Annotated in this window: 17 protein-coding genes; 6 read left to right on the plus strand and 11 right to left on the minus strand. The window is 68.3% G+C overall.

From position 1 onward, the window contains the following. Positions 1-30 precede the first annotated feature (30 nt). The 5 genes from IEY63_RS12880 to IEY63_RS12900 form a co-directional block, all read right to left on the minus strand. The gene (locus tag IEY63_RS12880) at positions 31-753 is read right to left on the minus strand and encodes an ABC transporter ATP-binding protein (protein WP_229784693.1); all 723 of its coding nucleotides are present in this window, start codon (positions 751-753) and stop codon (positions 31-33) included. After that, positions 746-1555: an ABC transporter ATP-binding protein gene (locus tag IEY63_RS12885; RefSeq protein ID WP_229784694.1), complete on the minus strand. Its 810-nt coding sequence runs from the start codon at positions 1553-1555 to the stop codon at positions 746-748. The genes IEY63_RS12880 and IEY63_RS12885 overlap by 8 nt, the downstream gene beginning before the upstream one ends. Further along, positions 1552-3177, minus strand: a complete 1626-nt coding sequence (locus tag IEY63_RS12890; protein WP_189069422.1) for a branched-chain amino acid ABC transporter permease — start codon at positions 3175-3177, stop codon at positions 1552-1554. The genes IEY63_RS12885 and IEY63_RS12890 overlap by 4 nt, the downstream gene beginning before the upstream one ends. Next, positions 3174-4187, minus strand: a complete 1014-nt coding sequence (locus tag IEY63_RS12895; RefSeq protein WP_189069423.1) for a branched-chain amino acid ABC transporter permease — start codon at positions 4185-4187, stop codon at positions 3174-3176. Before IEY63_RS12895 ends, IEY63_RS12890 begins: the two co-directional genes overlap by 4 nt. A gap of 323 nt (positions 4188-4510) precedes the next feature. Next, complete coding sequence (locus tag IEY63_RS12900) at positions 4511-5668, minus strand: branched-chain amino acid ABC transporter substrate-binding protein (protein ID WP_189069424.1); 1158 nt, start codon at positions 5666-5668, stop codon at positions 4511-4513. Between the two features lie 323 nt (positions 5669-5991). Between IEY63_RS12900 and IEY63_RS12905 the strand changes: the two genes are divergently transcribed. Both IEY63_RS12905 and IEY63_RS12910 read left to right on the plus strand, forming a co-directional pair. Then, positions 5992-7380, plus strand: coding sequence for a M1 family metallopeptidase (locus tag IEY63_RS12905; protein ID WP_189069425.1), 1389 nt, complete (start codon positions 5992-5994; stop codon positions 7378-7380). Between the two features lie 65 nt (positions 7381-7445). Continuing rightward, the gene (locus tag IEY63_RS12910) at positions 7446-8201 is read left to right on the plus strand and encodes a BON domain-containing protein (RefSeq protein WP_189069426.1); all 756 of its coding nucleotides are present in this window, start codon (positions 7446-7448) and stop codon (positions 8199-8201) included. Between the two features lie 59 nt (positions 8202-8260). Here the strand turns inward: IEY63_RS12910 and IEY63_RS12915 are convergent, their stop codons facing one another. After that, positions 8261-9376, minus strand: a complete 1116-nt coding sequence (locus tag IEY63_RS12915; protein WP_189069427.1) for an FtsW/RodA/SpoVE family cell cycle protein — start codon at positions 9374-9376, stop codon at positions 8261-8263. Next, a complete protein-coding gene (gene murD, locus IEY63_RS12920; protein ID WP_229784695.1) occupies positions 9373-10671 on the minus strand; it encodes a UDP-N-acetylmuramoyl-L-alanine--D-glutamate ligase in 1299 nt (432 codons plus the stop codon). The genes IEY63_RS12915 and murD overlap by 4 nt, the downstream gene beginning before the upstream one ends. Before the next feature lie 150 nt (positions 10672-10821). Here murD and IEY63_RS12925 point away from each other — a divergent pair, with 150 nt between their 5' ends. Next, the gene (locus tag IEY63_RS12925) at positions 10822-12000 is read left to right on the plus strand and encodes a hypothetical protein (protein WP_189069428.1); all 1179 of its coding nucleotides are present in this window, start codon (positions 10822-10824) and stop codon (positions 11998-12000) included. A gap of 48 nt (positions 12001-12048) precedes the next feature. Here IEY63_RS12925 and trmFO read toward each other — a convergent pair whose 3' ends face one another. Further along, entirely contained in the window at positions 12049-13437 is a 1389-nt protein-coding gene (gene trmFO, locus IEY63_RS12930) for a methylenetetrahydrofolate--tRNA-(uracil(54)-C(5))-methyltransferase (FADH(2)-oxidizing) TrmFO (protein ID WP_268239661.1), read from the minus strand. Positions 13438-13486: 49 nt separating this feature from the next. Beyond that, a complete protein-coding gene (locus IEY63_RS12935) occupies positions 13487-14281 on the minus strand; it encodes a YdcF family protein (protein WP_189069429.1) in 795 nt (264 codons plus the stop codon). Positions 14282-14329: 48 nt separating this feature from the next. On the opposite strand from IEY63_RS12935, the gene IEY63_RS12940 reads away from it, so the two are divergent. Further along, positions 14330-14944: a DUF305 domain-containing protein gene (locus IEY63_RS12940; RefSeq protein WP_229784696.1), complete on the plus strand. Its 615-nt coding sequence runs from the start codon at positions 14330-14332 to the stop codon at positions 14942-14944. A 57-nt stretch (positions 14945-15001) separates the two neighbouring features. Here IEY63_RS12940 and IEY63_RS12945 read toward each other — a convergent pair whose 3' ends face one another. Then, complete coding sequence (locus tag IEY63_RS12945; protein WP_189069430.1) at positions 15002-16516, minus strand: glycine--tRNA ligase; 1515 nt, start codon at positions 16514-16516, stop codon at positions 15002-15004. Positions 16517-16997: 481 nt separating this feature from the next. Here IEY63_RS12945 and IEY63_RS12950 point away from each other — a divergent pair, with 481 nt between their 5' ends. Next, the gene (locus tag IEY63_RS12950; RefSeq protein WP_308425230.1) at positions 16998-19160 is read left to right on the plus strand and encodes a HelD family protein; all 2163 of its coding nucleotides are present in this window, start codon (positions 16998-17000) and stop codon (positions 19158-19160) included. 73 nt (positions 19161-19233) lie between these two features. Next, on the plus strand, positions 19234-19461 hold the full coding sequence (locus IEY63_RS12955) for a hypothetical protein (protein ID WP_189069431.1): 228 nt from the start codon (positions 19234-19236) through the stop codon (positions 19459-19461). 59 nt (positions 19462-19520) lie between these two features. On the opposite strand, the gene glnA is transcribed toward IEY63_RS12955, so the two are convergent. Continuing rightward, the gene (gene glnA / locus IEY63_RS12960; RefSeq protein WP_188844636.1) at positions 19521-20879 is read right to left on the minus strand and encodes a type I glutamate--ammonia ligase; all 1359 of its coding nucleotides are present in this window, start codon (positions 20877-20879) and stop codon (positions 19521-19523) included. Positions 20880-21165: the final 286 nt, after the last annotated feature.

The raw sequence follows: 21165 nt of genomic DNA on the forward strand, positions 1-21165 counted from the left end.
TCCCGGAGGGTCGGTTCCGATGCGCTGGGGTTACTCCTCGCCGAGGTACGCCTTGCGGACGCTCTCATCCATGGCGATGTCGTAGGCGTTGCCGGACAGTTTGATCTCACCGGTCTGCAGCACGTACGCGCGGTGCGCGATCTGCAGCGCCATGTTCGCGTTCTGCTCCACGAGCAGCACGGTCGTGCCGCGCTCTTTGTTCAGCTTTACGATGATGTCGAAGATCGCCTCCACGAACAGGGGGGACAGGCCCATGCTGGGCTCGTCCAGCAGCAGCAGGCGGGGCGCGACCATCAGCGCGCGCGCAATGGCGAGCATCTGCTGCTCCCCGCCCGACATGGTGCCGCCCAGCTGATGCTCGCGTTCCTTCAGGCGTGGGAAGAACCCGAAGCCCTCCTGGATGCGGTTCTCGATCACGCTGCGGTCGGTCACGGTGTATGCGCCCACGTCCAGGTTCTCGCGGACACTCATGTCCTTGAAGATCCGGCGGCCCTCGGGCACGTGACTGATGCCCTTTTGCATGATGTGATGCGCGGGAATCCCGGCGATGGTCTGACCCTCGAAGGTCATGGTGCCCGTGCGGGGTTTCATCATGCCGCTGATGGTGCGCAGCGTGGTGGTCTTCCCGGCGCCGTTCCCGCCGATCAGGGCGACGATCTCACCCTCGTTCACGGTCAGGCTGATGCCTTTCAGGGCGTGAATGTGGTCGTAGTACGTGTGGATGTTGTCGAGTTCGAGCATGGGCTTAGGCATGGGGGCGTTCTTCCTTCCCGTAATCGCCGGCGGCGGCGCCGCGGCCCAGGTACGCTTCCATCACGCGCGGGTCGTTCCGCACCTGGTGCGGTTTGCCCTCGGCGATCAGGCTGCCGTAGTCCAGCACGGTGATGTGCTCGGACAGGGTCATCACGAGGCGCATGTCGTGCTCGATCAGGCAGACCGTCACGCCCAGTTCATCACGCACGCGGCGGATCAGGGCCTTCAGGTCCTCGGTCTCGCGGGGGTTCATCCCGGCAGCCGGTTCGTCCAGCAGGATCAGCTTCGGCGTGGTGGCCAGCGCGCGGGCGATCTCCAGCTTGCGCTGGTCCCCGTAGGGGAGGTTGGTGGCCAGTTCGTTGCGCCACTTGCCCAGGCCCACGAAGTCCAGCATGATCCGCGCGGCGTCGCGCGCCTCCTGCTCGCCGTCGTGGAACTTCTTGGTGCGCAGCACGGCGTCCAGGAACCCGCTCTTCAGGCGGCTGTGGCGGCCCACCATGATGTTCTCCTCGCTGGTCATGGTGGAGAACAGGCGGATGTTCTGGAAGGTGCGCGCGATCCCGGCTTCCGTCACCTGATCGGGGCGCAGGCCCACGAGCTCGCGGCCGTCCAGGCGGATGGTGCCCTTGGTCGGCTCGTAGATGCCGGTGATCATGTTGAAGAAGGTGGTCTTGCCCGCGCCGTTGGGCCCGATCACGCTGACGATGCTGCGGTCGGGGATGTTCATGGTCACGTCATTCACGGCGGTCAGACCACCGAAGACCTTCGTAACACCCGCCACTTCGAGGATATTGCCGCTCACCTGCTGCCCCCTGCCTTGTCGTCTTCCTTCACCGGGGCGAGCCCGGCGCTGTACACGTCGCCGCTGGCGTTCGTGAGGGCGCCGGCGTTGCCCTGGGCGCTCTCGTCTTCCTGGTTCTCGTCGTGATGCAGTTCCAGCTGCCTTCGCCGGTTGGGCAGGAGCCCCTCGGGCCTGAGCAGCATCATGGTCACCAGAATCGCGCCGAAGATCAGGCGTTGCAGCTGGCCCGGGTTCACCTGCTGCGGAATACCCAGGTTCGCGGTGGCCTCGCCCAGGCCGGGCAGGATGCGCAGGTTCAGCAGCGTTACGACGGTCGCGCCCAGGATCACGCCGGGGAACGAGCCCATGCCGCCAAGGATGACCATGGACAGAATCGCGATGCTCTGGTTCAGCACGAAGCTCTCGGGGCTGATGAACTGCTGCTTGGCGGCGAAGATCATGCCCATGACCCCGGCGAAGCTTGCGCCGGTCGCGAAGGCGATCAGCTTGGTCTGCATCAGGGGCACGCCCATGGCCTGCGCGGCGACCTCGTCGTCACGGATGGCGACCCACGCGCGGCCGATGCGGCTCTTGTCGAGGCGCACGTTCACGGTCAGGATCAGGCCGATCATGATCAGTACCAGCACGTACAGGAACAGCAGGTAGTACTGGTCTTCGGTGAAGCCCAGCGCGCCCGCCGCCGCGTCGAACCACGGCACGGAGGCGCTCTTGATGGGCGTGATGCCCTGCGAGCCGCCGGTGTACAGGTCCAGGTTGTTGGCCAGCACGCGGATCACTTCACCCAGGCCCAGCGTGATGATCGCCAGGTAGTCGCCCTTGAGTTTCAGGACCGGCAGGCCGATCAGGACGCCCACGGCGGCCGCAGCGAAGATGCTCAGCGCCAGGAACAGCCAGAAGAACCCGGCGTTCAGGCCGCCCGCCAGCCCGTCTGCCTGTGGCGCGAGGAGCACCAGCAGCGCGCGGACGGTCAGGATCACGCCAGCGACCAGACCCACGCTGGCCAGCCGGAAACTCCAGGCGGTCGCGGCTGTGGGAGCGGTGCGGGCGGTCAGGCGGTTGATGTACACCATGCTCGCGGCCGTCACGGCGGTCAGGACCAGCCCGATGGCCAGCGTGCCGGAGTTCGTGCCGCCCGGGTTCTCGCCGAAGTACTTCAGGATCTCCGCGAAGCGCGGGCTGCCCACGATGCCCCAGGTGTACGCGCCCACGGCGAAGAAGGCCACGTACCCCAGGTCAAGCAGGCCCGCGAGGCCCACCACGATGTTCAGGCCCAGGGCCAGCGCGGCGAAGATCATGATCTGGATGCTCAGGTCGAGGAGGCTGGTGTCCTCACGCCCGGCCATGGGCAGCACGAACAGCAGGCTACCCACACCGACCAGGGCCTTCGCCCAGGGTGCGGCGCGCCACAGGTACGCGAACAGGATGTTCGCCAGGAACAGGCTGACCATCAGGGCTTCCACGATGGGGTTGCGCAGGGCGGTGCCCACGCTGCCCAGCTGCGGCAGCAGATCGCCGTTGTGCGAGATCAGCAGGAACGCGCTGGTCACGATGAAGAACAGCACCAGCAGGATCGTGCGGTCGGGCCCGGTCGCCTTCGGTTTCTTGAGGGTGGCGGCGGTCATACTTTCTCCACGTTGCTCTTGCCGAGCAGACCGGTGGGTTTGAAGATCAGGATCAGCACGAGCACGATGAACGCCCCGATGCGCTGGTAACTGGCGTCAATGGCTTCCAGGTTCGCGAGGTGCAGGGCCCCACCGAACACGTTCATCACGCCGATCAGGTTCTGGATGACGCCCAGGGTCAGGCCGCCCAGCACGGCGCCGGGGATTGAGCCGATCCCGCCCAGTACGGCGGCCGTGAAGGCGATGATGCCCGGGTCGAAGCCGCTGTAGGCGTTGACCGTGCCGAACTTCATGCCGAACAGCACGCCGCTGATGCCGCCCAGCGCGCCGCCGATCAGGAAGGTCGCGCTGATCATGCGGTTGGCGTCGATGCCCATCAAGCCCGCGGTGACGCGGTCCTGCGCCACGGCGCGGATCGCCTTGCCCAGGCGGGTGCGGTTCACGAGGTAGTTCAGGACGCCCAGGCTGACCAGCGCCACCACGACCAGAATCACGTCCTTGAGCTGCACGTCCACGCCAATCTGACGCAGGAAGTTGCCCAGGGGCGCGCAGCTGCTCTCGGCGCTGCAGAATTTCGCGGCGAAGCCAGCAGGCAGCGTGTAGGTCAGGTCGAACCGGCCCTGGAAGCCCTCAATGACGCGCAGCACGTCCTGAAGGATCAGGGACACGCCGATCGCGGTGATCAGCGGCACCAGTTTCGGGGCGTTGCGCAGGGGCCGGTAGGCGAGGCGCTCGATGACCACGTTCAGCAGGCCCGAGATGAGCATGGCGGCCAGCAGCGCAATCAGCAGTTTCAGGTACCCGTTCATGTTGACGGGCGCGAGGATACGGAACACTTCAAAGCCAACGACGGCGCCCGTGATGAAGACCTCACTGTGCGCGAAGTTGATGAGCTGGAGTACGCCGTACACCATGGTGTAACCCAGGGCGATGATGGCGTACACAAAGCCCAGTACGAGCCCCCCGACGATCACGTTCGCCAGGAAGGGCAGCAGAGTGGATAGGTCCAAAGCAGCTCAACTCCTTTCATGGGGTGGGGGCGCAGGCCGGTGGAAACGACAGCAGAGGGGGCGGCGCCACAGGAAACGGAGAAACGCAGTGCGGACGTCACGGCAAGTGCCGTGAGGATCTAGCTGGGCAATCAGTCAGTTTTGCGTCAGTTAGCTCGAATGGTAGCGCGTATCACGAAGCGCTGCGGGCCTGCTGTCCGGCCCCGCCGATCAAACAGCTGTTTGAACCAAGGGAAGGGGCCAGGCACGCGGCCCGGCCCCAGGATGGTACGGGGAGGTTGATTGCCCGGCAGGCGGCGCGTCTATACACACCGCCCGGACGGTCACTGCTTGACGGGCTTGACGGGGATGCTGGTGCTGAGCTTGAACTTCCCGGAGGTGACGTTCATCACGTACAGGGTCGCGGCCTTGCGGTCACCGGCGGAGTTGAAGCTGACGTTGCCGGAGAGCAGGCCGGTGAAGCTGCCCTTGCGGATGGCGCTCTCCACCTGCGCGCGGCTGGGCGCCTTGTTGCCATTGGCCCGCACGGCGTTCAGCACGCCCTGCACGACCACCTTGGCGGCGTCGTACCCGAAGGCGCCGAAGCCCTGGGCGTCGTCGTTGAAGGTCTTCTTGTAGTTGGTGGCGAAGACCTTCGCGGCGGGCAGCGCGCTCAGGGGCGCGGCCACGGTCGTGAAGTAGATGTTGTTGGCGTTCGCCTCGCCGACGATCACGGGCAGTTCGCCGCTGTCGAGGCCGTCGCCGCCCACCACGGGGGTATTCAGGCCCGCTTCGCGCAGCTGCTTGATGAACACGCCCACCTGGTTGTAGATGCCGCCGAAGTAGATCGCGTCGGGGTTTGCCAGTTTGATCTTGGCCACGATGCTGGAGAAGTCACTCTTCTCCTCTGTGCCTTCGTTCGCGCTGACGGTCACGCCCTTGGCTTTCAGGGCCTTCTCGACTTCCTTGGCCAGGCCTTCGCCGTAGGCGGTCTTGTCGTTGAGGACGTAGACCTTCTTGGCTTTCAGGTTGCCGCTGATGAAGTTGGCGCCGGCGGGACCCTGCGCGTCGTCACGGGCGACGATGCGGTTCATGTTGCTCAGGCCGCGGTCGGTGACGCCGTTGGCGGTGTTGGCGGGGCTGACCATGGCGACCTTGCTGGCGACCAGGGCGGCGCTGGCGGGGATGGCGACGCCGCTGTTGAGGGTGCCGACGACGGCGAGGATCTGGCGGTCGGCGGCGATCTTGCGGGCGGCGGCGGTGCCGGTGGCGGGGTCAGCCTGGTCGTCGTAGGGGACGAGGACGAGGTCGAAGCCGAGTTTTTTGAACTGGGCTTTGTATTCGTTGACGGCGAGCTGGGCGCCGTTGCGGATCTGGGTGCCGAGGTCGCTCTGGCCGCCGGAGAGGGGGCTGAGGCTGGCGATCTTGATGGTGGTCTGGGCGGAGGCGGTGCCCAGGGCGAGGGCGGCGAGAACGGTCAGGCTCAGTGCGGATTTCTTCATGTGTCCTCCGGATATAAGTGACCCGCGAGCCTGGAGTGCTCGGGGGTTGGGTGTTGAGATGCGGCAATTCTATGAGGGGCTTGATGGTCTGTCAATGCGTTGCTCATGAAAGAACTTGAAATCTTTGCCATGAATCACTGCTGACCTGTCTATATCATTGCCAGAATTATGATTGTCGGAGCAATCAAATTGCGCCCAATGCATTCGGGCGTTCGAGAACGATCATGCCTTCTCGCATTGAGCGCAAGCCGCACAGGTGAGAACCAGCCCAACACACCCGGTGGACGGCCCCAGAAGCCGGTCCGGTTTAAGCTGAACGCAGCATGCCACGGCTCATTCGGACCGGCGCACTCATGTGCCTCCTGACCACCGGTCAGGCCGTCCCAACGCCCTCTCACACAGACACGCTGCTGGACTCGCTGTACCCCCAGCTGGGGCAGCCTGGCCTGAACGTCCTGCACTACGACGTGCGCCTCGACATTCCACAGCCCGGCACACCCGGGCTGCGCAGCGCCGTCACCGTCCTGGCCCGGGCGGACACCGACCTCACGTCAGTCCAGCTGGATTACGCCGGTCCCCAGATTCGCTCGGCCAGCTGGAACGGCGCGCCCGTCCCCTTCCACCGCGACGACAGCACCGACAAACTCATCATCGAGTGGCCCCTGAAACGGGGCGAGCGCGCCACCATCACCGTCACCAGCGAGGGCGAGCCCGCCGGCAAACCGGACCCCACCCTTCCCATGAGTCTCGGCTGGCACAGCGTCCCGGCCACGTCCACCCAGCCGGGCGCGAACTTCGCCTTCAGCGAGCCGGACGGTACCCACACCTTCCTGCCCTGCAACGACCATCCCTCCGACCCGGCCACCTTCACCACCCACCTCACCGTGCCGCAGGGCGTCACGGCCGCCGCCAGCGGGCAGCTTCAGCGCGACCAGCTCAACCCCGACGGCACCCACACCGTCACCTACGCCCTGACCACCCCGGTACCCACCTACGCCCTCAGTGTTCACGTGGGGCAGCTCGATCACGTGCGCCGCCCCGACCTGACCAGCGGCAGCCGGGTGATCGAGCGCCACGACTACTTCCCCAGCAGCGTGCCCGCCGACATCCGCGCCCCCTACGACCGGACCGATCAGATGCTGCGCGTCCTGACCGACTGGTTTGGGCCCTACCCCTTTCAGACCTACGGGTCGGCGGTCGTCACGTCCGACCTGCCCGCGCTGGAAACGGCGACGCTGTCCACCATGCCCGTCAGGTCCAGTCAGGTCCGCGTGATCGTGCACGAACTCGCCCACCAGTGGTTCGGGAACGCCGTCCCCCTGGCCGACTGGAGCGACACCTGGCTGAACGAGGGCTTCGCCACCTACGCCGAGCTGCTCTGGGCCGAAGCGGAAGGAGAGGACCCCACCGCGCTCGTGAGCCGCTGGCGCAGTCAGCTGCAGCGCGGCACGCGGCCCCTGATCGCCACCACCCAGGCCCAGATGTTCGACGCCAGCGCCTACGCCCGCGGCGCCCTCGCCCTGCACGCCCTGCGCACGCACAGCGGCGACCAGGCCTTCCGCGCCTTCCTGCACGAGTACACCCGCACGCGCGCCGCCCGGCCCACCCGCACCGCTGACCTCTTCGCCCTGACGCGCCAGCGGCTGGGCCCGGACGCCTCGGCCCTCCTGCACCGCTGGGTGCAGGACCCCAACCTGCCCGCCAGCCCGTGAGAACCTGACTTTACTGAACCTGAACGCAACCGTGAGCCTGCCGAACGCCGGGGTACGCTCGGCCCATGTGGCCCTTCGGAAAGAGCACAGCGGAGCGTGTCCAGGATGCGCTGAACGAACAACCTCGCCTGAAAGACCTCGGTCTGAAGGTCCAGGAGCGCGGCGGCGCGGTCACCGTGACCGGCATGGTCCCCAACGACCGCTACCTGAACCTCATCCGCGTCATCGCGGAGGGCATCAACGGCGTCAAGAGCGTCGACCTAAGCGGCGTGACCGCGCAGGAGCAGGCCGCGGCACCCGCCCAGCCCGCCCCGGCCGCCCCCACCCCCAGCGTCACTGAAATCGCGCCGACCACCGGCAACATGAACGCCCAGCCGGCCCAGGCCGCGCAGGATATGGACGTGGAGATCGAGGATAGCAGCCGCGTCGCCAAAGCCGTGCTGAAAGCCATCCGCAGCAACGGCGAACTGGCCGATGACCCCATTGACGTCCTGCAGAGCGGCAAGAGCATCATCCTGCGCGGCGTGGTGGACAACGACCACGAGCAGCGCCTCCTGGAACAGGTAGCCCGCGGTGTCGAGGGTGTCAGCGGCGTGGACCTCAGCGGCGTGCGTGTCGCTCAGGGCGCCAAGGAGCTCGCCAAGGACAAGGACCAGGAATCCGGCGACACCGTGTACACCGTCAAGGCGGGCGACAGCCTTTCCGCCATTGCCGAGAAATACTACGGCGACGCCTCGCAGTACAAGAAGATCGCGCACTACAACAACATCAGCAACCCCGACCTGATTCACCCCGGCGACCGCATCCGCATTCCCGGCTGAACTAGACCAGTCAGCACGAGGCCCCCTCCAGTCCGGAGGGGGCCTTCCCGATCACCTCGTCAATCGGTCGCGGCAGGCAGCGGGGCCGAAACCGGATCCTCGAGCCCACTCAGCTGACGGCGCACCTCACGCATTGCGGAGTGAATGACGGCCAGCGCGACACTCATGGTCAGCATGCTGGAAAAGCCGTAACTGACCAGCGGGAGGGGCACCCCCGTCACCGGGAAGATGCCGGCTGCCACGCACAGGTTCACGAACGCCTGCCCCACGATCATGAACATCGCCCCGATCGCCAGGATGCTCGCCCCGTGAATCTCCGGCGTCATGGGCCGCACGCGACTGGCCAGGTGCGCCACGTCCAGCGCGGTCACCACGATCAGCCAGTACGCGAACAGCAGCATCGCCACGCCCAGCAGCCCCGCCGAGAACCCCACCGACGCCACGATCAGGTCTGTGTGATCGCCGAAGTACACGTACCGCAGCCCATCCGGACCCTGACCGGGAATACCCCCGAAATTCAGGTCACGGTGGGCCAGTCCGATCTGATTCAGGCCGGACTCCCGGATCTGCTCGGCATTCTGGTGGGCGCCGATGCGGTCCTTGATGTACGGATGCTTCTCCAGGTAGATGCCGAAGACCGGGATGACCATCATCGTCAGGGCCAGCAGCAGCCCGCTGATGTTACTGATCCGCACGCCCGCCGCGTACATCACGATGATGCCCAGCCCGAACATCAGGACGCTGGTGCCCAGGTCCGGCTCGATCACGACGAGCAGCGTGGTCAGCAGGATCATCAGGGTGGCGCTGATCAGCTTGTTGTGCACGCCCCGCCGCGCGAAGAACGACGCCAGCATGAGGACCAGACCAAGTTTGGCCATCTCGGACGGCTGGAAGCGGATCGGACCGAACTGCAGCCAGCGGCGCGTCGCTTCACTCTCAGCGGTGCCCACCCCAATGAACGGCACCAGCAGCAGCAGCAGCAGGGTCAGGGCCCACACCGCCGGGCCCAGCTTTAGGAACGCGCGGGGCCGCAGGCGGGCGACCAGCAGCGTCAACACCAGCGCCCCCACCGCCTTCAGGCCATGATCGGCGATCATGTCCGGCTCGGCCGTCGCCACGCCCAGCACCCCGAGGCACAGCAGCATGACCTGCGCGATGATCAGCTGGATACTCACGCCCGCACCTCCGCGCCCACCAGGGCCAGCGCCGCCCGGCGGAACGCCTCGCCCCGCGCCTTGTAATCCCGGAACTGATCGAAGCTCGTACCGATGGGGGCCAGCAGCACCGTGCCCTCACCCTCTGGCCCACCCAGGGCGTCCAGTCCAGCCTGCGCGGCGGCGCGCATGGTCGCCTCACCGTCCGCGCCCACCACAGCGCGGTAGGGGAGACCTAGGCCCCGGGCGAGCGCCTCGCCGTCCTCCCCGAACGCGATCACCTGTGCCACCCGCCCGGCCGCCGCCTCACGCAGCGGGGCGAGGTCCGCGCCTTTGTCCCGGCCCCCCACCAGCCACGCAACCGGCGTGGCGGCGCGTTCCAATGCGGCCTGCACCGCGATGGTGCGCGTGGCAATCGAATCCTCCACGAAGCGCACGTTCCCGATGCGGGCGACCGTCTCGAAGCGCCCGGACACCGGCTGCGCCGCGCGCAACGCCCCGGCCAGCACACCCGCATCCACCGGGCGGCCCAGGTGGGTGAGCAGCGCCTCAGCCGCCAGCACCGCCGCCGCCGCGTTCGCCGGGTGCACCCCCTCGGGCAGTTCGGAGGCGTCCATCACCGGCGTGCCGTCCGCCAGCGCGATCCACTGCGGCGTGAAGGGCCGCACCTGCGCCCGGGTCGGCACGCTCAGACCTTCCGGGACAACCAGCACGTCCCCGGACCCCTGACCCGCCGTGATGTTCCGCTTCGCCGCGTGGTACGCCTCGACCGTCCCGTGCCGGTCGAGGTGATCCACCCCCAGGTTCGTGATGACCGCCACTGGCAGCCGCAGCCCGGGCACGCGCTCCAGCTGGAAACTCGACAGCTCCACCACCGCCACCTCGGCGCTGTCCACGATGTCCAGCAGGGGCGGATCGATGTTCCCGCCCTCACGGGCGTTCAGGCCCGCCGCGCGCAGCAGCTGCGCGACCAGCACCGTCGTGCTGCCCTTCCCGGCCGTACCCGTGATCCCCACCATCGGCAAGGCGGGACGCAGACGGGCGGCCAGGACCATCTCGCCGATCACCTCCGCCCCGCGCGATTGCAGGGCCAGCAGATCCGGATGATCAATCGGCACGCCCGGCGCGGCCACCACCACGTCATACGCGCGGCCCGCGTCGCCGCGCGCCCAGCCCAGCTCCGCCATCAGCGCCTCATCGTCCGGCGCGGGCCGCGCGTCCAGCCACTCGCCCCGCACACCGGCCCCCGCCAAGAAGCGCGCCGCCCCGCGCCCACTGCGGCCCAACCCGTACACCAGCACCCTGTCAAGCTTCACGCTCACACCATAGAACACGCGCGGCTCGCCGTGGTGCGTGCAGCACGTGAGAAACCCCCAGCCAGGGCGGGCCGCGGAGCCCAGACCACCCGATGAGGAACAATGAGGCCCGTACCGGTTCCCATCCCCACCCCATCTGGAGGTCCCCCTATGACCCGCACTGCGCGTCTCCTGCCCGCCGCCCTGCTCCTCGCGTCCGCCCTGGCCGGGGGAAGCGAACGACTCGCCCAGACCCTCACGCCCCCCGACACCCGCGCCCCGGTGCGGGAACTCGCGGTCACCGCGCGGCCGGACGGCACTCTTCTGCTGGCCGGCATCATCGACAATGGCCGGTTCAGCAGCGGACGCGGCAGTTCCACCGCGCGGGTGCTGCGCACCTGGGTGAGCGGCCCCGGCGGCTGGACCCCGCTGGGCGGCGTCCTCAACTACCACCAGCCGCGCCCCCTCGCCAGCCTGAACCTCGTCGCCGACGGGCAGGGCGGCGCACTGCTCGCCTGGAACGAGAATTACGCCGACAACGACGTCGTGGAATTCCGGGTCCTGGACGGCGGCACCTGGACCGACTGGGGGGACCGCTATCTGGGTGACGACCTGCCGTACGCCGCCCGCACCCGCGCCGTCGCCCTGTGGAAGGGCCAGCCCTTCCTGGCCTGGGGCGAGTGGCTGCGCGACTCCGGCGGCAGCCAGCTCACGGTCCGCACCTGGAACGACACGCAGGAGAGCTGGGTACGCGGGCCGCGCTTCAACGACCGCACGCAGTTCTCCCGCACGCCCGCCCTGACCGTCACCCAGAAGGGCCAGCCCGTCGTGGCCTGGCTTCAGGGCGAGGTCACCGCCAGCCGCGTCCTTGCCGCCCGCTGGACCGGGCAGGCGTGGCAGCCGCTCGGCGGACCGCTGAACCGCCACGCGCCCGGGTACGTGGCCGCCACGCGCCTCGTCCTTGACGGGCAGGACCGCCCCATCGCCGCGTGGATCGAGGACCACGCCGGGCAGGACACCCTCTACGCTGCCCGCTGGACCGGGCAGAACTGGCACCCACTGGGCGCGCAGGTCAGCCAGAACTTCGCCTCAGCACCAAGCCTGAGCACCGACGACGCCGGACACGCCGCCCTCGCCTGGGTGGAGGAAGTGAACGGCACCGGGCAGGTGCACCTCGCCCGCTGGACCGGCCAGTCATGGACCGACCAGGGCGTCCAGAACCGCGACCCGCGCCGCGACGCCCGCAGCCCCAGCCTCACCACCGCCCCCAACGGGACCCTCACGCTCGCCTGGCGGGAAGACGCCGCAGGAACGTACCGGATCGAACTGCGGCAGTACCCAGGCTTATAAGACGTGGAAGCCGAGGCAGGCGCCCCGGCCTCCCTGACCGTCTGATGATCAGCCCTCTGCGCCAACGGTTTCCGGTTCACGCACCGGGGGCGGCGTGACGGTCAGGCCCGCCTCCGCCTGCGCCCACGCCATGAACGCGTTCAGGCCCCGGCGGAACATCACCGGGCGCTTCTCGCGCTTGCCGAGCTTGCGGGGCTTGCCGGTCTTCTCGTTGATCTCGGCCGGGAGTTCGGGCACGAGCGCCCAGTTCACGTTCATCGGCTGGAAGCCCTTCGGGTTCGCGCTCGCCAGATAACGGGTCAGCCCGCCCAGCATGCTCTCGGCGGGCGGCGTCAGGGGCTGGAGGCCCAGCGCGAGGCGCGCCGCGTTCGTTCCCGCCAGCCAGCCGGTCGCCGCGGATTCCAGGTACCCCTCGGTGCCCGCCAGGACGCCCGCAACCAGCTTCGTCGGGTCGGCCTTCAGTTGCAGTGTGGACTCCAGCACCAGCGGCGCGTTCAGGTAAGTGTTGCGGTGCATCACGCCGTACCGGACGATCTCCGCCCCCTCCAGGCCCGGAATGAGGTTCACGACTGCCTTCTGATCCCCCCACTTCAGGCCCGTCTGGAAGCCCACCAGGGACCACATGCGGCCCTCGCGGTCCTCCTGACGCAGTTGCGCCACCGCGTACGGCCAGCGCCCGGTCTTCGGATCATCCAGGCCCTTGGGCGACATCGGGCCGAAGCGGGGCGTGTCGATCCCACGGCGGGCGATCTCCTCGATGGGCATGCAACCCTCGAAGAACTCCAGCTTCTCCCAGTCGTGCGGCGTGTGACTGCGCGCCTGCTCCAGCGCCCCGAAGAACGCCAGGTACTCGTCCTTCGTGAACGGGCAGTTGATGTAATCCGCGCTCTGCTCGTACCGCCCCGCACGCCACGCGACGTCCATATTGATGCTGTCAAAGGCGATCACGGGCGCGGCCGCGTCGTAGAAGCTCAGACGCTCACTGCCCGTCACCCGCGCCACGTCCGCCGCCAGCGCGTCCGACGTCAGCGGCCCCGACGCGATCACCACGATCCCGTCCGGCACGGCCTCCACCTCGCCCTCCACGACCTCGATCAGCGGATGCTCACGCACCGCCGCCGTCACGCGGGCACTGAACTCGTCGCGTTCCACCGCTAGGGCGTTCCCGGCGGGCAGCTTCGACGCGTCCGCCGCGCCGACGATCGCGCCGCCCACACTGCGCAGTTCCGCCTGCAGCAGGCCCTTGCTCTGCAACTCGCCCTCGCCGCCCAGCGAGTTGCTGCACACCAGCTCCGCAAAGTTGCCGCTGCGGTGCGCCGGCGTCATCTTCACGGGCCGCATCTCGTGCAGGCGCACCTGCACGCCCAGCCGCGCCGCTGCCAGCGCCGCCTCCGACCCCGCCAGACCCCCACCGATCACCGTCACACGCTCACTCACAACCGCGCAGTGTACGGGAAGCTGGCGCAGCCAAGTGTGCGCTGGGGCCTCAGCGTTCCGGCGTGCCGCCCAGCGCCGCCTTCACGCGCGACAGGCCCTCGTATATGAGGACGCGCAGGGCCACGAGGCGGTCACTGGGTTGCGTCAGGGTTTGATCGAAGCGCCACTCCTGGGCGGGTACGCTGACGACGCTCACGCCCTGCGAGCGGAACAGCGCGGCGGCGCGGCGCGAGTGGCTGGGTGACGTGACGAGCAGCACCCGTGCCCAGCCGCGCGCCCGGGCCAGGTCGCGCACGCGGGCCGCCTCGTCGCGGGTGGTCGTGACGTTCTTCAGCGTGACCAGGGTGGGTCCGCCCGCCCCGTAGAGGGCGCGGGTCAGTTCGGTCTCCAGCATGCTCATCTTTGGGCAGTCGCGCGGCCCGATCAGGCCCGACTGCTCCGAGACGGTCACGACCGGCGCGTACCCGGCCCGCCACAGGGCCAGCGCGCCGGTCAGGCGGGCCACGGCGCTGGCCTCCAGTTCACGACTCCCGCAGTGGACGCCCGCTCCGAGGGCCACGATGGCGTCCGCCCTGACCGGGGACTCGTGCAGGGTCAGGGATCCGAGTGGGCCGCGCAGCACGGGCGTCACAAGGCAGGCGGCGATCAGGACCGCCAGCGCGCCTGCACCGACCCGCAGGGCCACCCAGGACGGCCGGAACGCCCCTGCCACGCCGCCCGCCACGATCAGGCCCAGCAGCAGCCCCGGCGGGGCGCGCACCTCGCCCAGAAAGGCGGTCAGCACGGCCAGTCCTGCACCTACCGCCACGCCGCCCGCCACGTTCCGCCACCTCTCACCAGTCATCCGGGGCAGTGTACCGGGCCTCATGAACGCGCCCCTATACTCGCGGGCGTGAACCTGCGCCGCGCCCTTCCGTTCATCGCTGTCCTGCTCGCCGCCCTGGCGGCCGCACTGCTGCTCGCGCCGCGCCTGACCCCGCCGGCCGAGGGCAGCCGCGAGGTGCGCTTCGTGCGCGAGATGATCCAGCACCACACGCAGGCCATAGACATGGCGACCCGCGTCCGCGACACCACCACAGACCCGGAACTACGCACCCTGGCGCTGGACATCATGCTGGGCCAGCAGGAGCAGATCGGGCAGATGCGCGGCTGGCTGACCCTCTGGGGCCGCCCCTGGGGCGGAGAGGGCATGAGCGCCGAGCACGCCCGCATGATGGGCATGGCCACCCAGGCCGAGGTGGCCAGGATCAGCGCCCAGCCGGAGAAGCAGGCCGAGGTGACCTTCCTGCAACTCATGACCCGCCACCATCAGGGCGCGCTGGCGATGGTGCCCCCCGCCCTGGAGAGCGGCGTGCGGCCCGAGGTGCAGGCCCTCGCCCGGCAGATCCAGGCCGCGCAGAGCGCCGAGATTACCCTGATGACCCGCCTCCTGAAGGACCGGGGGGCGCAGCCGCTGCCCGCACCCGGCGGGATGGGTGGCATGGACATGGGCGACCACCAGCACTGACCGACCGGCAGAGGCGGCCCCGCGCATCAGGGTGCGGGGCCGCCTCCTTGAACGGAGTTAGCGGAGTTTCGCCTGGAGGTACGCGCTGAGGTCGCTGATCTTGACGCGCTCCTGCGCCAGGGTGTCGCGGTCACGGACGGTGACGGTGTCGGTCAGGCTGGCGTCCTCGCCCTTGCCGACGGTGTCGAAGTCCACGGTGACGCAGTAGGGCGTGCCGACCTCGTCGTGGCGGCGGTACGCCTTGCCGATGTTCCCGCTGTCTTCCAGCAGGATGCGGCCCAGGCCGAGTTTCTGCAGGTCGTTCTTGATGGAGCGGGCCAGGTCGACCAGTTCGGCCTTGTTGCGCGCCAGCGGAATCACAGCCACCTTGATGGGCGCGAGGTGCGGCCTGAGTTTGAGCACGATGCGCTCGTTGCCGTTCTCCAGCGTCTCCTTCGTGAACGCCTCGCTCAGAACCGCCAGCATGGCGCGGTCCACCCCGGCGGACGGCTCGATCACGAACGGCACGACCGGCTTGTTCGTCTCCGGGTGGGGGATGGTCAGCTTGGCAATCGAGTCGAGGTTCTCCTCCACGCGCGCCACGAGGCCCAGTTCCGACTGGTTCTTCGTGTGCGAGCCGAGGTCGTAGTCGCTGCGGTTCGCGATCCCTTCGATTTCCTCGTGCCCGAGGGTGGGGTAGTCGTACATCAGGTCGTACGTGCGCTTGGAGTAGTGCGCCAGATCCTCTTTCGGCACGTCCAGGATCTCGATCTTGCTGCGCGGCACGCCCTGCGCCTCCCACCAGCTCAGGCGGGCTTCGAGCCACTTCTCGTGCCAGTCCTCGTCGGTGCCGGGCGCGCAGAAGAATTCGATCTCCATCTGCTCGAGTTCCCGCACGCGGAAGATGAAGTTGCGCGGCGTGATCTCGTTGCGGAACGCCTTCCCGATCTGCGCGATCCCGAACGGCAGGCGGCGGCTGGTGCTGTCCACGACGTTCTTGAAGTTCGTGAAGATCCCCTGGGCGGTCTCGGGACGTAGGTAGCCGTAGCTCTCGTCGTCCGCGACCGGGCCGATGGTCGTCTTGAACATCATGTTGAACGGCTTGGGCTCCGTCCACTCGCCGATCTCGCCGCTGAACGGGTCCCGTACGCCCGCCGCGCGCAGCGCCTCGCTGGCCCGCGCGGGGTTCGCGTTCAGCGCCGCCACGACCGCCGGGAAGTTCTCGGCGCTCTGCCCCATCGCCTCGGCCACTTTAGCGATCACGTCCGCCTTCTGATCCTTCACGAGGTGGTCTAGGCGGTAGCGCTTGTTGTTCTTCTTGTTGTCCACCATCGGGTCGCTGAAGGTCGCCTCGTGCCCGCTGTGGCGCAGCACCTGCCGGTGCATGATGATGCTGGCGTCCAGGCCCTCCATGTCGTCGCGCTCGTACACGTTCGTGCGCCACCACGCGGCCTTGATGTTGTTCTTGAGTTCCACGCCCAGCGGGCCGTAATCGTAGAAGCCCTGAAGGCCCCCGTAGATCTCCGAGCCCTGGAAAATGAAGCCCCGGCGTTTACACAGGCTGACGAGTTCTTCCATCGAGGTTGCAGGCATCACGTGCTCCTTTCGAGGAGACGACGGAAAAAAGCCCCAGACGGCGGCCAGTTCCCGGCACTCGCTCGTCTGGGGACGCATGAGGACACGCGCGGTTCCACCCCAGTTCCGATCACCGCAGTCCGCGGCCCCGGCACTTTTGTCTGTGTTCAGCTCCCCGCTGCCCTTCCCGCGCCGCCTCACCGCCCGACTCTCACCGTCACGGGCTCGCTCCCTGGTGGCTGGTCACGCGGTACTCCTGCGGATCAACACCTGACGCACAGTGTGGAACACGGCGGGGGAGAGGGTCAAGGGCTGAGCGGAGGCGCCCAGCGCACCGGAGGTTCGCCTTCACGTTCCCGTCGCGACTGAGGCGGACCCGACGACCGGGGGGGTATACGGGCGCAGGCGTGCGTCCAGATGATGCTCTGCCAGTGTGGTCCCGAGTCCACGCCTGCGTGAACGGGTGCCCTCTTTCCTGTTTTCCCGTATCCTGTGCGTTATGCCTGTTGCGGAATTGCGTCCGGAAACCCACCCGGATTTTGAACTGGAGAAGGAACACCTGTCGGGGACGGTGGCGGCCATGATCCGCCAGATCGAGTTCTGGGAGGACCGCGACCGGCAGATGGGCGCGGACTTGGAGACGAGCATCATCCTGGGGGATCAGGCCGAGGAGTTCGCGGCGATGCTCTCCCCGCACGTGCATCAGCCGTACTTCGGGAGTTTGAAGGTGCGCGTGGCGGGGCGTGAGCAGACGCTGTACGTCGGGAAGCACGGCTTCCGGGACGTGAAGGGCCCGCACACGGTGGTCAGCTGGGACAGCGAGGTGGGAAGTCTGTTCTACTCGCAGGCGCTTGGCTGGACGCCCAGGCGCGGCAGTGCGGGCGTGATCCGGCGGCGGCGGCAGCTGGACGTGAGTCAGAAGACGCTGCTGCGCGTCACCGACCTGTACGACGACGAGCAGGGCGGGGACACGGGCGGCCGCGAGGAGGTGCTGCTGCGCCGCCTGCAGGAGGGCAGCACCGCCGGGATGCGGGACGTGGTCGAGACGCTCCAGCCGGAGCAGAACGACGCGATGCGGCACCCGGCGGGCGTCCCGGTGATCATTCAGGGCGCGGCGGGGTCCGGGAAGACGACCATCGGCTTCCACCGGCTGGCGTGGATGACGAACGCGGACCGGGGGGCGCACCGGGCGCGGCCCGAGGCGTGCATGGTCCTCATGCCGAACCGGGTGCTGGCGACGTATGCAGCGCGCATCCTGCCGGAACTGGGCATCGAACGTGTGGTCGTCACGACGCCGGAAACCTGGGCGGTGGGGCTGCTGGGCCTGGAGAAGCTGGAGGTCACGGACCGCACCCTCAGCCTGCTGCTGACCGACCGGGACAACACCCGCCGGGCGCTGGCATGGCGCAAGGCGAAACTGCTGGGCGACGCGCGGATGCTGGACGTGGTCCGCACGCACCTCTGGAACCGCTTTAACGCGGCGCTGGCCGGGCAGGGCCTGCGCGAAACCGTGGCGCTGCGCGGCCGGGAGGATCAGGTGTTCACGCTGGACGAGGCGGCCCTAGCGGGCCTGCTGCGCGACGTGTTCGCCGCCGATCCCCTGGACGGCTACCGGGCCGGGATGCGCCGCGCGATCGAGGCCCTGGCGCTGTCCACCCTGAATGTCCCGGAAGGTGAGGAGGCCAGTGTGCGCCGGCAGCTGGCCACGCCGCTGACGACCCTGCTGGGCCGCATCTTCGCCACCACCACGCCGATCACCGAGGCGCGGCGCCTGCTGGGCAGCCCGGCGGAACTCGCCGCGAGCGGCCTGCTGACCGAGCGGGAGATTGCGCTGCTGGGCACCGATCCCCTCAGCGGGATTCCCACGCCCCGGCGCGCGCACGCGGACGTCACGGAGATTCCTTTGATGCTGGCCGTGCAGGCGTTCACGGGCGGCATCGGGCGGCTGGACGGGCGCACGCTGGAACCCTTTGATCACGTCGTGCTGGACGAGGCGCAGGACTATTCCCCGCTGCTGTACGCCCTGCTGGGCCGCGCCACCCGCCCCGGGCACATCACGGCGCTGGGCGACATGAACCAGGGCATGCACGGCTACAAGGGCCCCAGCTCCTGGGAGGCCGTTCAGGCGCAACTGCCCGGCGCGCAGGTCCTCACGCTGGGCCGCACGTACCGCTCCACGCGGCAGATCACGGAACTGGGTGCGCGGATCGCCGCGACGTACAACCGCGCCGCCGCCGTGCAGGGCGTCGACCGCGACGGCGCCGAGGTGCAGCGCTATGCGGCGCCCGCCGGGCCGGACGGGGAACTCCCGCTGATCGCGCGGGCCGTGAAGGACGCGCAGGCCGCCGGGCACGCCAACATCGCCATCGTGACCCGGCGCGGCGTGGACGCCGAACGCATGGCCGAAGCCCTGCGCGAGTTCGACACGGACGCGCAGCCCATCACCACGCAGGAGCACCGCTTCCGGGGCGGCCTGGTGATCCTCCCCGTGAACCTCGCCAAGGGCCTGGAGTTCAGCGCCGCCATTGTGGCCAGTGCGAACGCCGACACGTACGACGAGAGCACCGAGTACGAACGCCGCCTGCTGTACGTGTCCGCCAGCCGCGCGCTGCACTGGCTGGCGCTGGTCAGCACGGGTGAACTGCATCCTCTGATCGCCTGATCCGGGCTCGCGCATCAAGGTTCCCGCACGCCTCGCTCATCCCCGCCCCGTCGCCGGTGGGGGAGAGTGGGGCATGAGCGACGACAACAGGCACAACAGTGCGGGGCAGAGCGGCCTGCCCGCCGACGCCGGGAACGGCATGAGCGACCGCAGCGCCCAGACCGACGTGTCCGACAGCGGCATGTCCGAGACAGACACCGTCACTGCGCACGTCACGGATGGGCAGGATCAGGCCGACACCCAGACGCCCGCCACCGGCACGACCTTCGGCACGACCGGCAACGACGACACCCGCCAGTAAGAAATGCAGAAACGGCAGAGGGAGTAGAAAGCCCCCTCTGCCGCTCGTCTTGTCGCACCTCAGATCAGGTCGAGGTACCGTTCGAGTTCCCAGGCGTGGACGGTGGCGTTGTACTCGCGCCATTCGGCTCGCTTGGCTTCCACGAAGTGATCGAGGACGTGTTCGCCCAGCGCGCGGCGCAGCACGTCGTCTTTTTCCAGTTCGTCCACGGCCTCGCGCAGGTCGCTGGGCAGCTCCTTGACACGGTGGTGGCGTTTCTCGCGCACGGTCATCTTGAAGATGTTGCGCTGGATGGCGGGGGCGGGTTCCATGTCCTGCTCGATGCCGTCCAGTCCGGCGGCCAGCATGACGGCCAGCGCGAGGTACGGGTTGCAGCTCGGGTCGGGCATGCGGACTTCGGCGCGGGTGGAGTTGCCGCGCTTGGCGGGAATGCGGATCAGCGCGGAGCGGTTGCTGGTGCTCCAGGCGACGTTCACGGGGGCCTCGAAGCCCGGTACGAGGCGCTTGTAGCTGTTCACGAGGGGGTTCGTGATGGCGACCATTGCGCCCGCGTGGTCAAGCAGGCCCGCGATGAACTGCTGCGCGGTGCGGGACAGGCCGTGCTCGCCGCCGGGGTCCGCGAAGGCGTTCGTGCCGCCCTTAAACAGGCTGAGGTGGCAGTGCATGCCGCTGCCGTTCACGCCTGGGAGCGGTTTGGGCAGGAAGCTGGCGAGCAGGCCGTACTCCAGCGCGACGCGCTTGACGACGAACTTGAAGGTGGCGATGCGGTCGGCGGTTTCCAGCGCGGGCGCGTAGCGGAAGTCGATCTCGTGCTGGCCGGGGGAGACCTCGTGGTGGGCGGCTTCGATCTCGAAGCCCATCTCGACGAGTTTGTTCGTGATCTCGCGGCGGATGCGTTCGCCCTTGTCGATCGGGGCGAGGTCGAAGTACCCGGCCTTGTCGTGCGTGATCGTAGTGCCGACGCCGCTGGGGGAGCGTTCAAACAGGAAGAATTCGGGTTCGGTGCCGACGAACATCTCGAAGCCCATGGCCTGCGCGCGCGCGATCTGCCGTTTGAGGACCTGCCGGGGGTCGCCGTCGAAGGGCGTGCCGTCGGGCAGGGCCACGTCGCAGATCAGGCGGGCGACCTTACCGCGTTCGCCTTCCTCGCGGGAGAACTGAGGGTAGATCAGGAAGGTGCCCAGGTCCGGGCGCAGGAGCATGTCGCTTTCCTCGACGCGGGTGAAGCCCTCCACGGCGCTGCCGTCGAAGGTCACGTCGCCGTTCAGGGCCTTGGCGAACTGGCTTTTGGGCACCTCGACGTTCTTGGTGGTGCCGAGGATATCGGTGAACTGGAGGCGCAGGAACTTGACTTCCGCTTCCTGCAGCTGCTGCAGGATCTGGTCGCGGGTGGGGGGCGTGGTGGACTGGGGCGTCATGACTGGGAAACCTCCGGTGGCGCTGGGCGGCGCGTCCAGAAATGCTACGACCTCCGGCCCGTGCTGGGGTGGCGCTGCAGAGTGTTGCGCGTCGGATTCCAGTGTGGCAGATCCGGGGTGTACAAACTGCACGTCCTCGCTTGTCAAGCCCCGGACCGTCCCGGTATTCCGGCATGTTGTGCAGAAGTATTCGTTGACCGCCTTCAGGCTGGGCTCATATACTCCGGGCGTAGTGATGCCCGGTGGAACCACGGGAGCGGCGTGAAATCAGGGATGCCAAGCGCGC

The sequence above is a fragment of the Deinococcus radiotolerans genome (assembly GCF_014647435.1).
In the GTDB taxonomy this organism is placed as follows: Bacteria; Deinococcota; Deinococci; order Deinococcales; family Deinococcaceae; genus Deinococcus; species Deinococcus radiotolerans.

Excerpts from the sequence above, each read along its gene's own strand:
- IEY63_RS12880 (WP_229784693.1), bottom strand. The coding sequence starts at position 753 with ATGCCTAAGCCCATGCTCGAACTCGACAACATCCACACGTACTACGAC.
- IEY63_RS12890 (WP_189069422.1), bottom strand. The coding sequence starts at position 3,177 with ATGACCGCCGCCACCCTCAAGAAACCGAAGGCGACCGGGCCCGACCGC.
- IEY63_RS12900 (WP_189069424.1), bottom strand. The coding sequence starts at position 5,668 with ATGAAGAAATCCGCACTGAGCCTGACCGTTCTCGCCGCCCTCGCCCTG.
- IEY63_RS12905 (WP_189069425.1), top strand. The coding sequence starts at position 5,992 with ATGCCACGGCTCATTCGGACCGGCGCACTCATGTGCCTCCTGACCACC.
- IEY63_RS12910 (WP_189069426.1), top strand. The coding sequence starts at position 7,446 with ATGTGGCCCTTCGGAAAGAGCACAGCGGAGCGTGTCCAGGATGCGCTG.
- IEY63_RS12925 (WP_189069428.1), top strand. The coding sequence starts at position 10,822 with ATGACCCGCACTGCGCGTCTCCTGCCCGCCGCCCTGCTCCTCGCGTCC.
- IEY63_RS12935 (WP_189069429.1), bottom strand. The coding sequence starts at position 14,281 with ATGACTGGTGAGAGGTGGCGGAACGTGGCGGGCGGCGTGGCGGTAGGT.
- IEY63_RS12945 (WP_189069430.1), bottom strand. The coding sequence starts at position 16,516 with ATGCCTGCAACCTCGATGGAAGAACTCGTCAGCCTGTGTAAACGCCGG.
- IEY63_RS12950 (WP_308425230.1), top strand. The coding sequence starts at position 16,998 with ATGCCTGTTGCGGAATTGCGTCCGGAAACCCACCCGGATTTTGAACTG.
- IEY63_RS12955 (WP_189069431.1), top strand. The coding sequence starts at position 19,234 with ATGAGCGACGACAACAGGCACAACAGTGCGGGGCAGAGCGGCCTGCCC.
- glnA (WP_188844636.1), bottom strand. The coding sequence starts at position 20,879 with ATGACGCCCCAGTCCACCACGCCCCCCACCCGCGACCAGATCCTGCAG.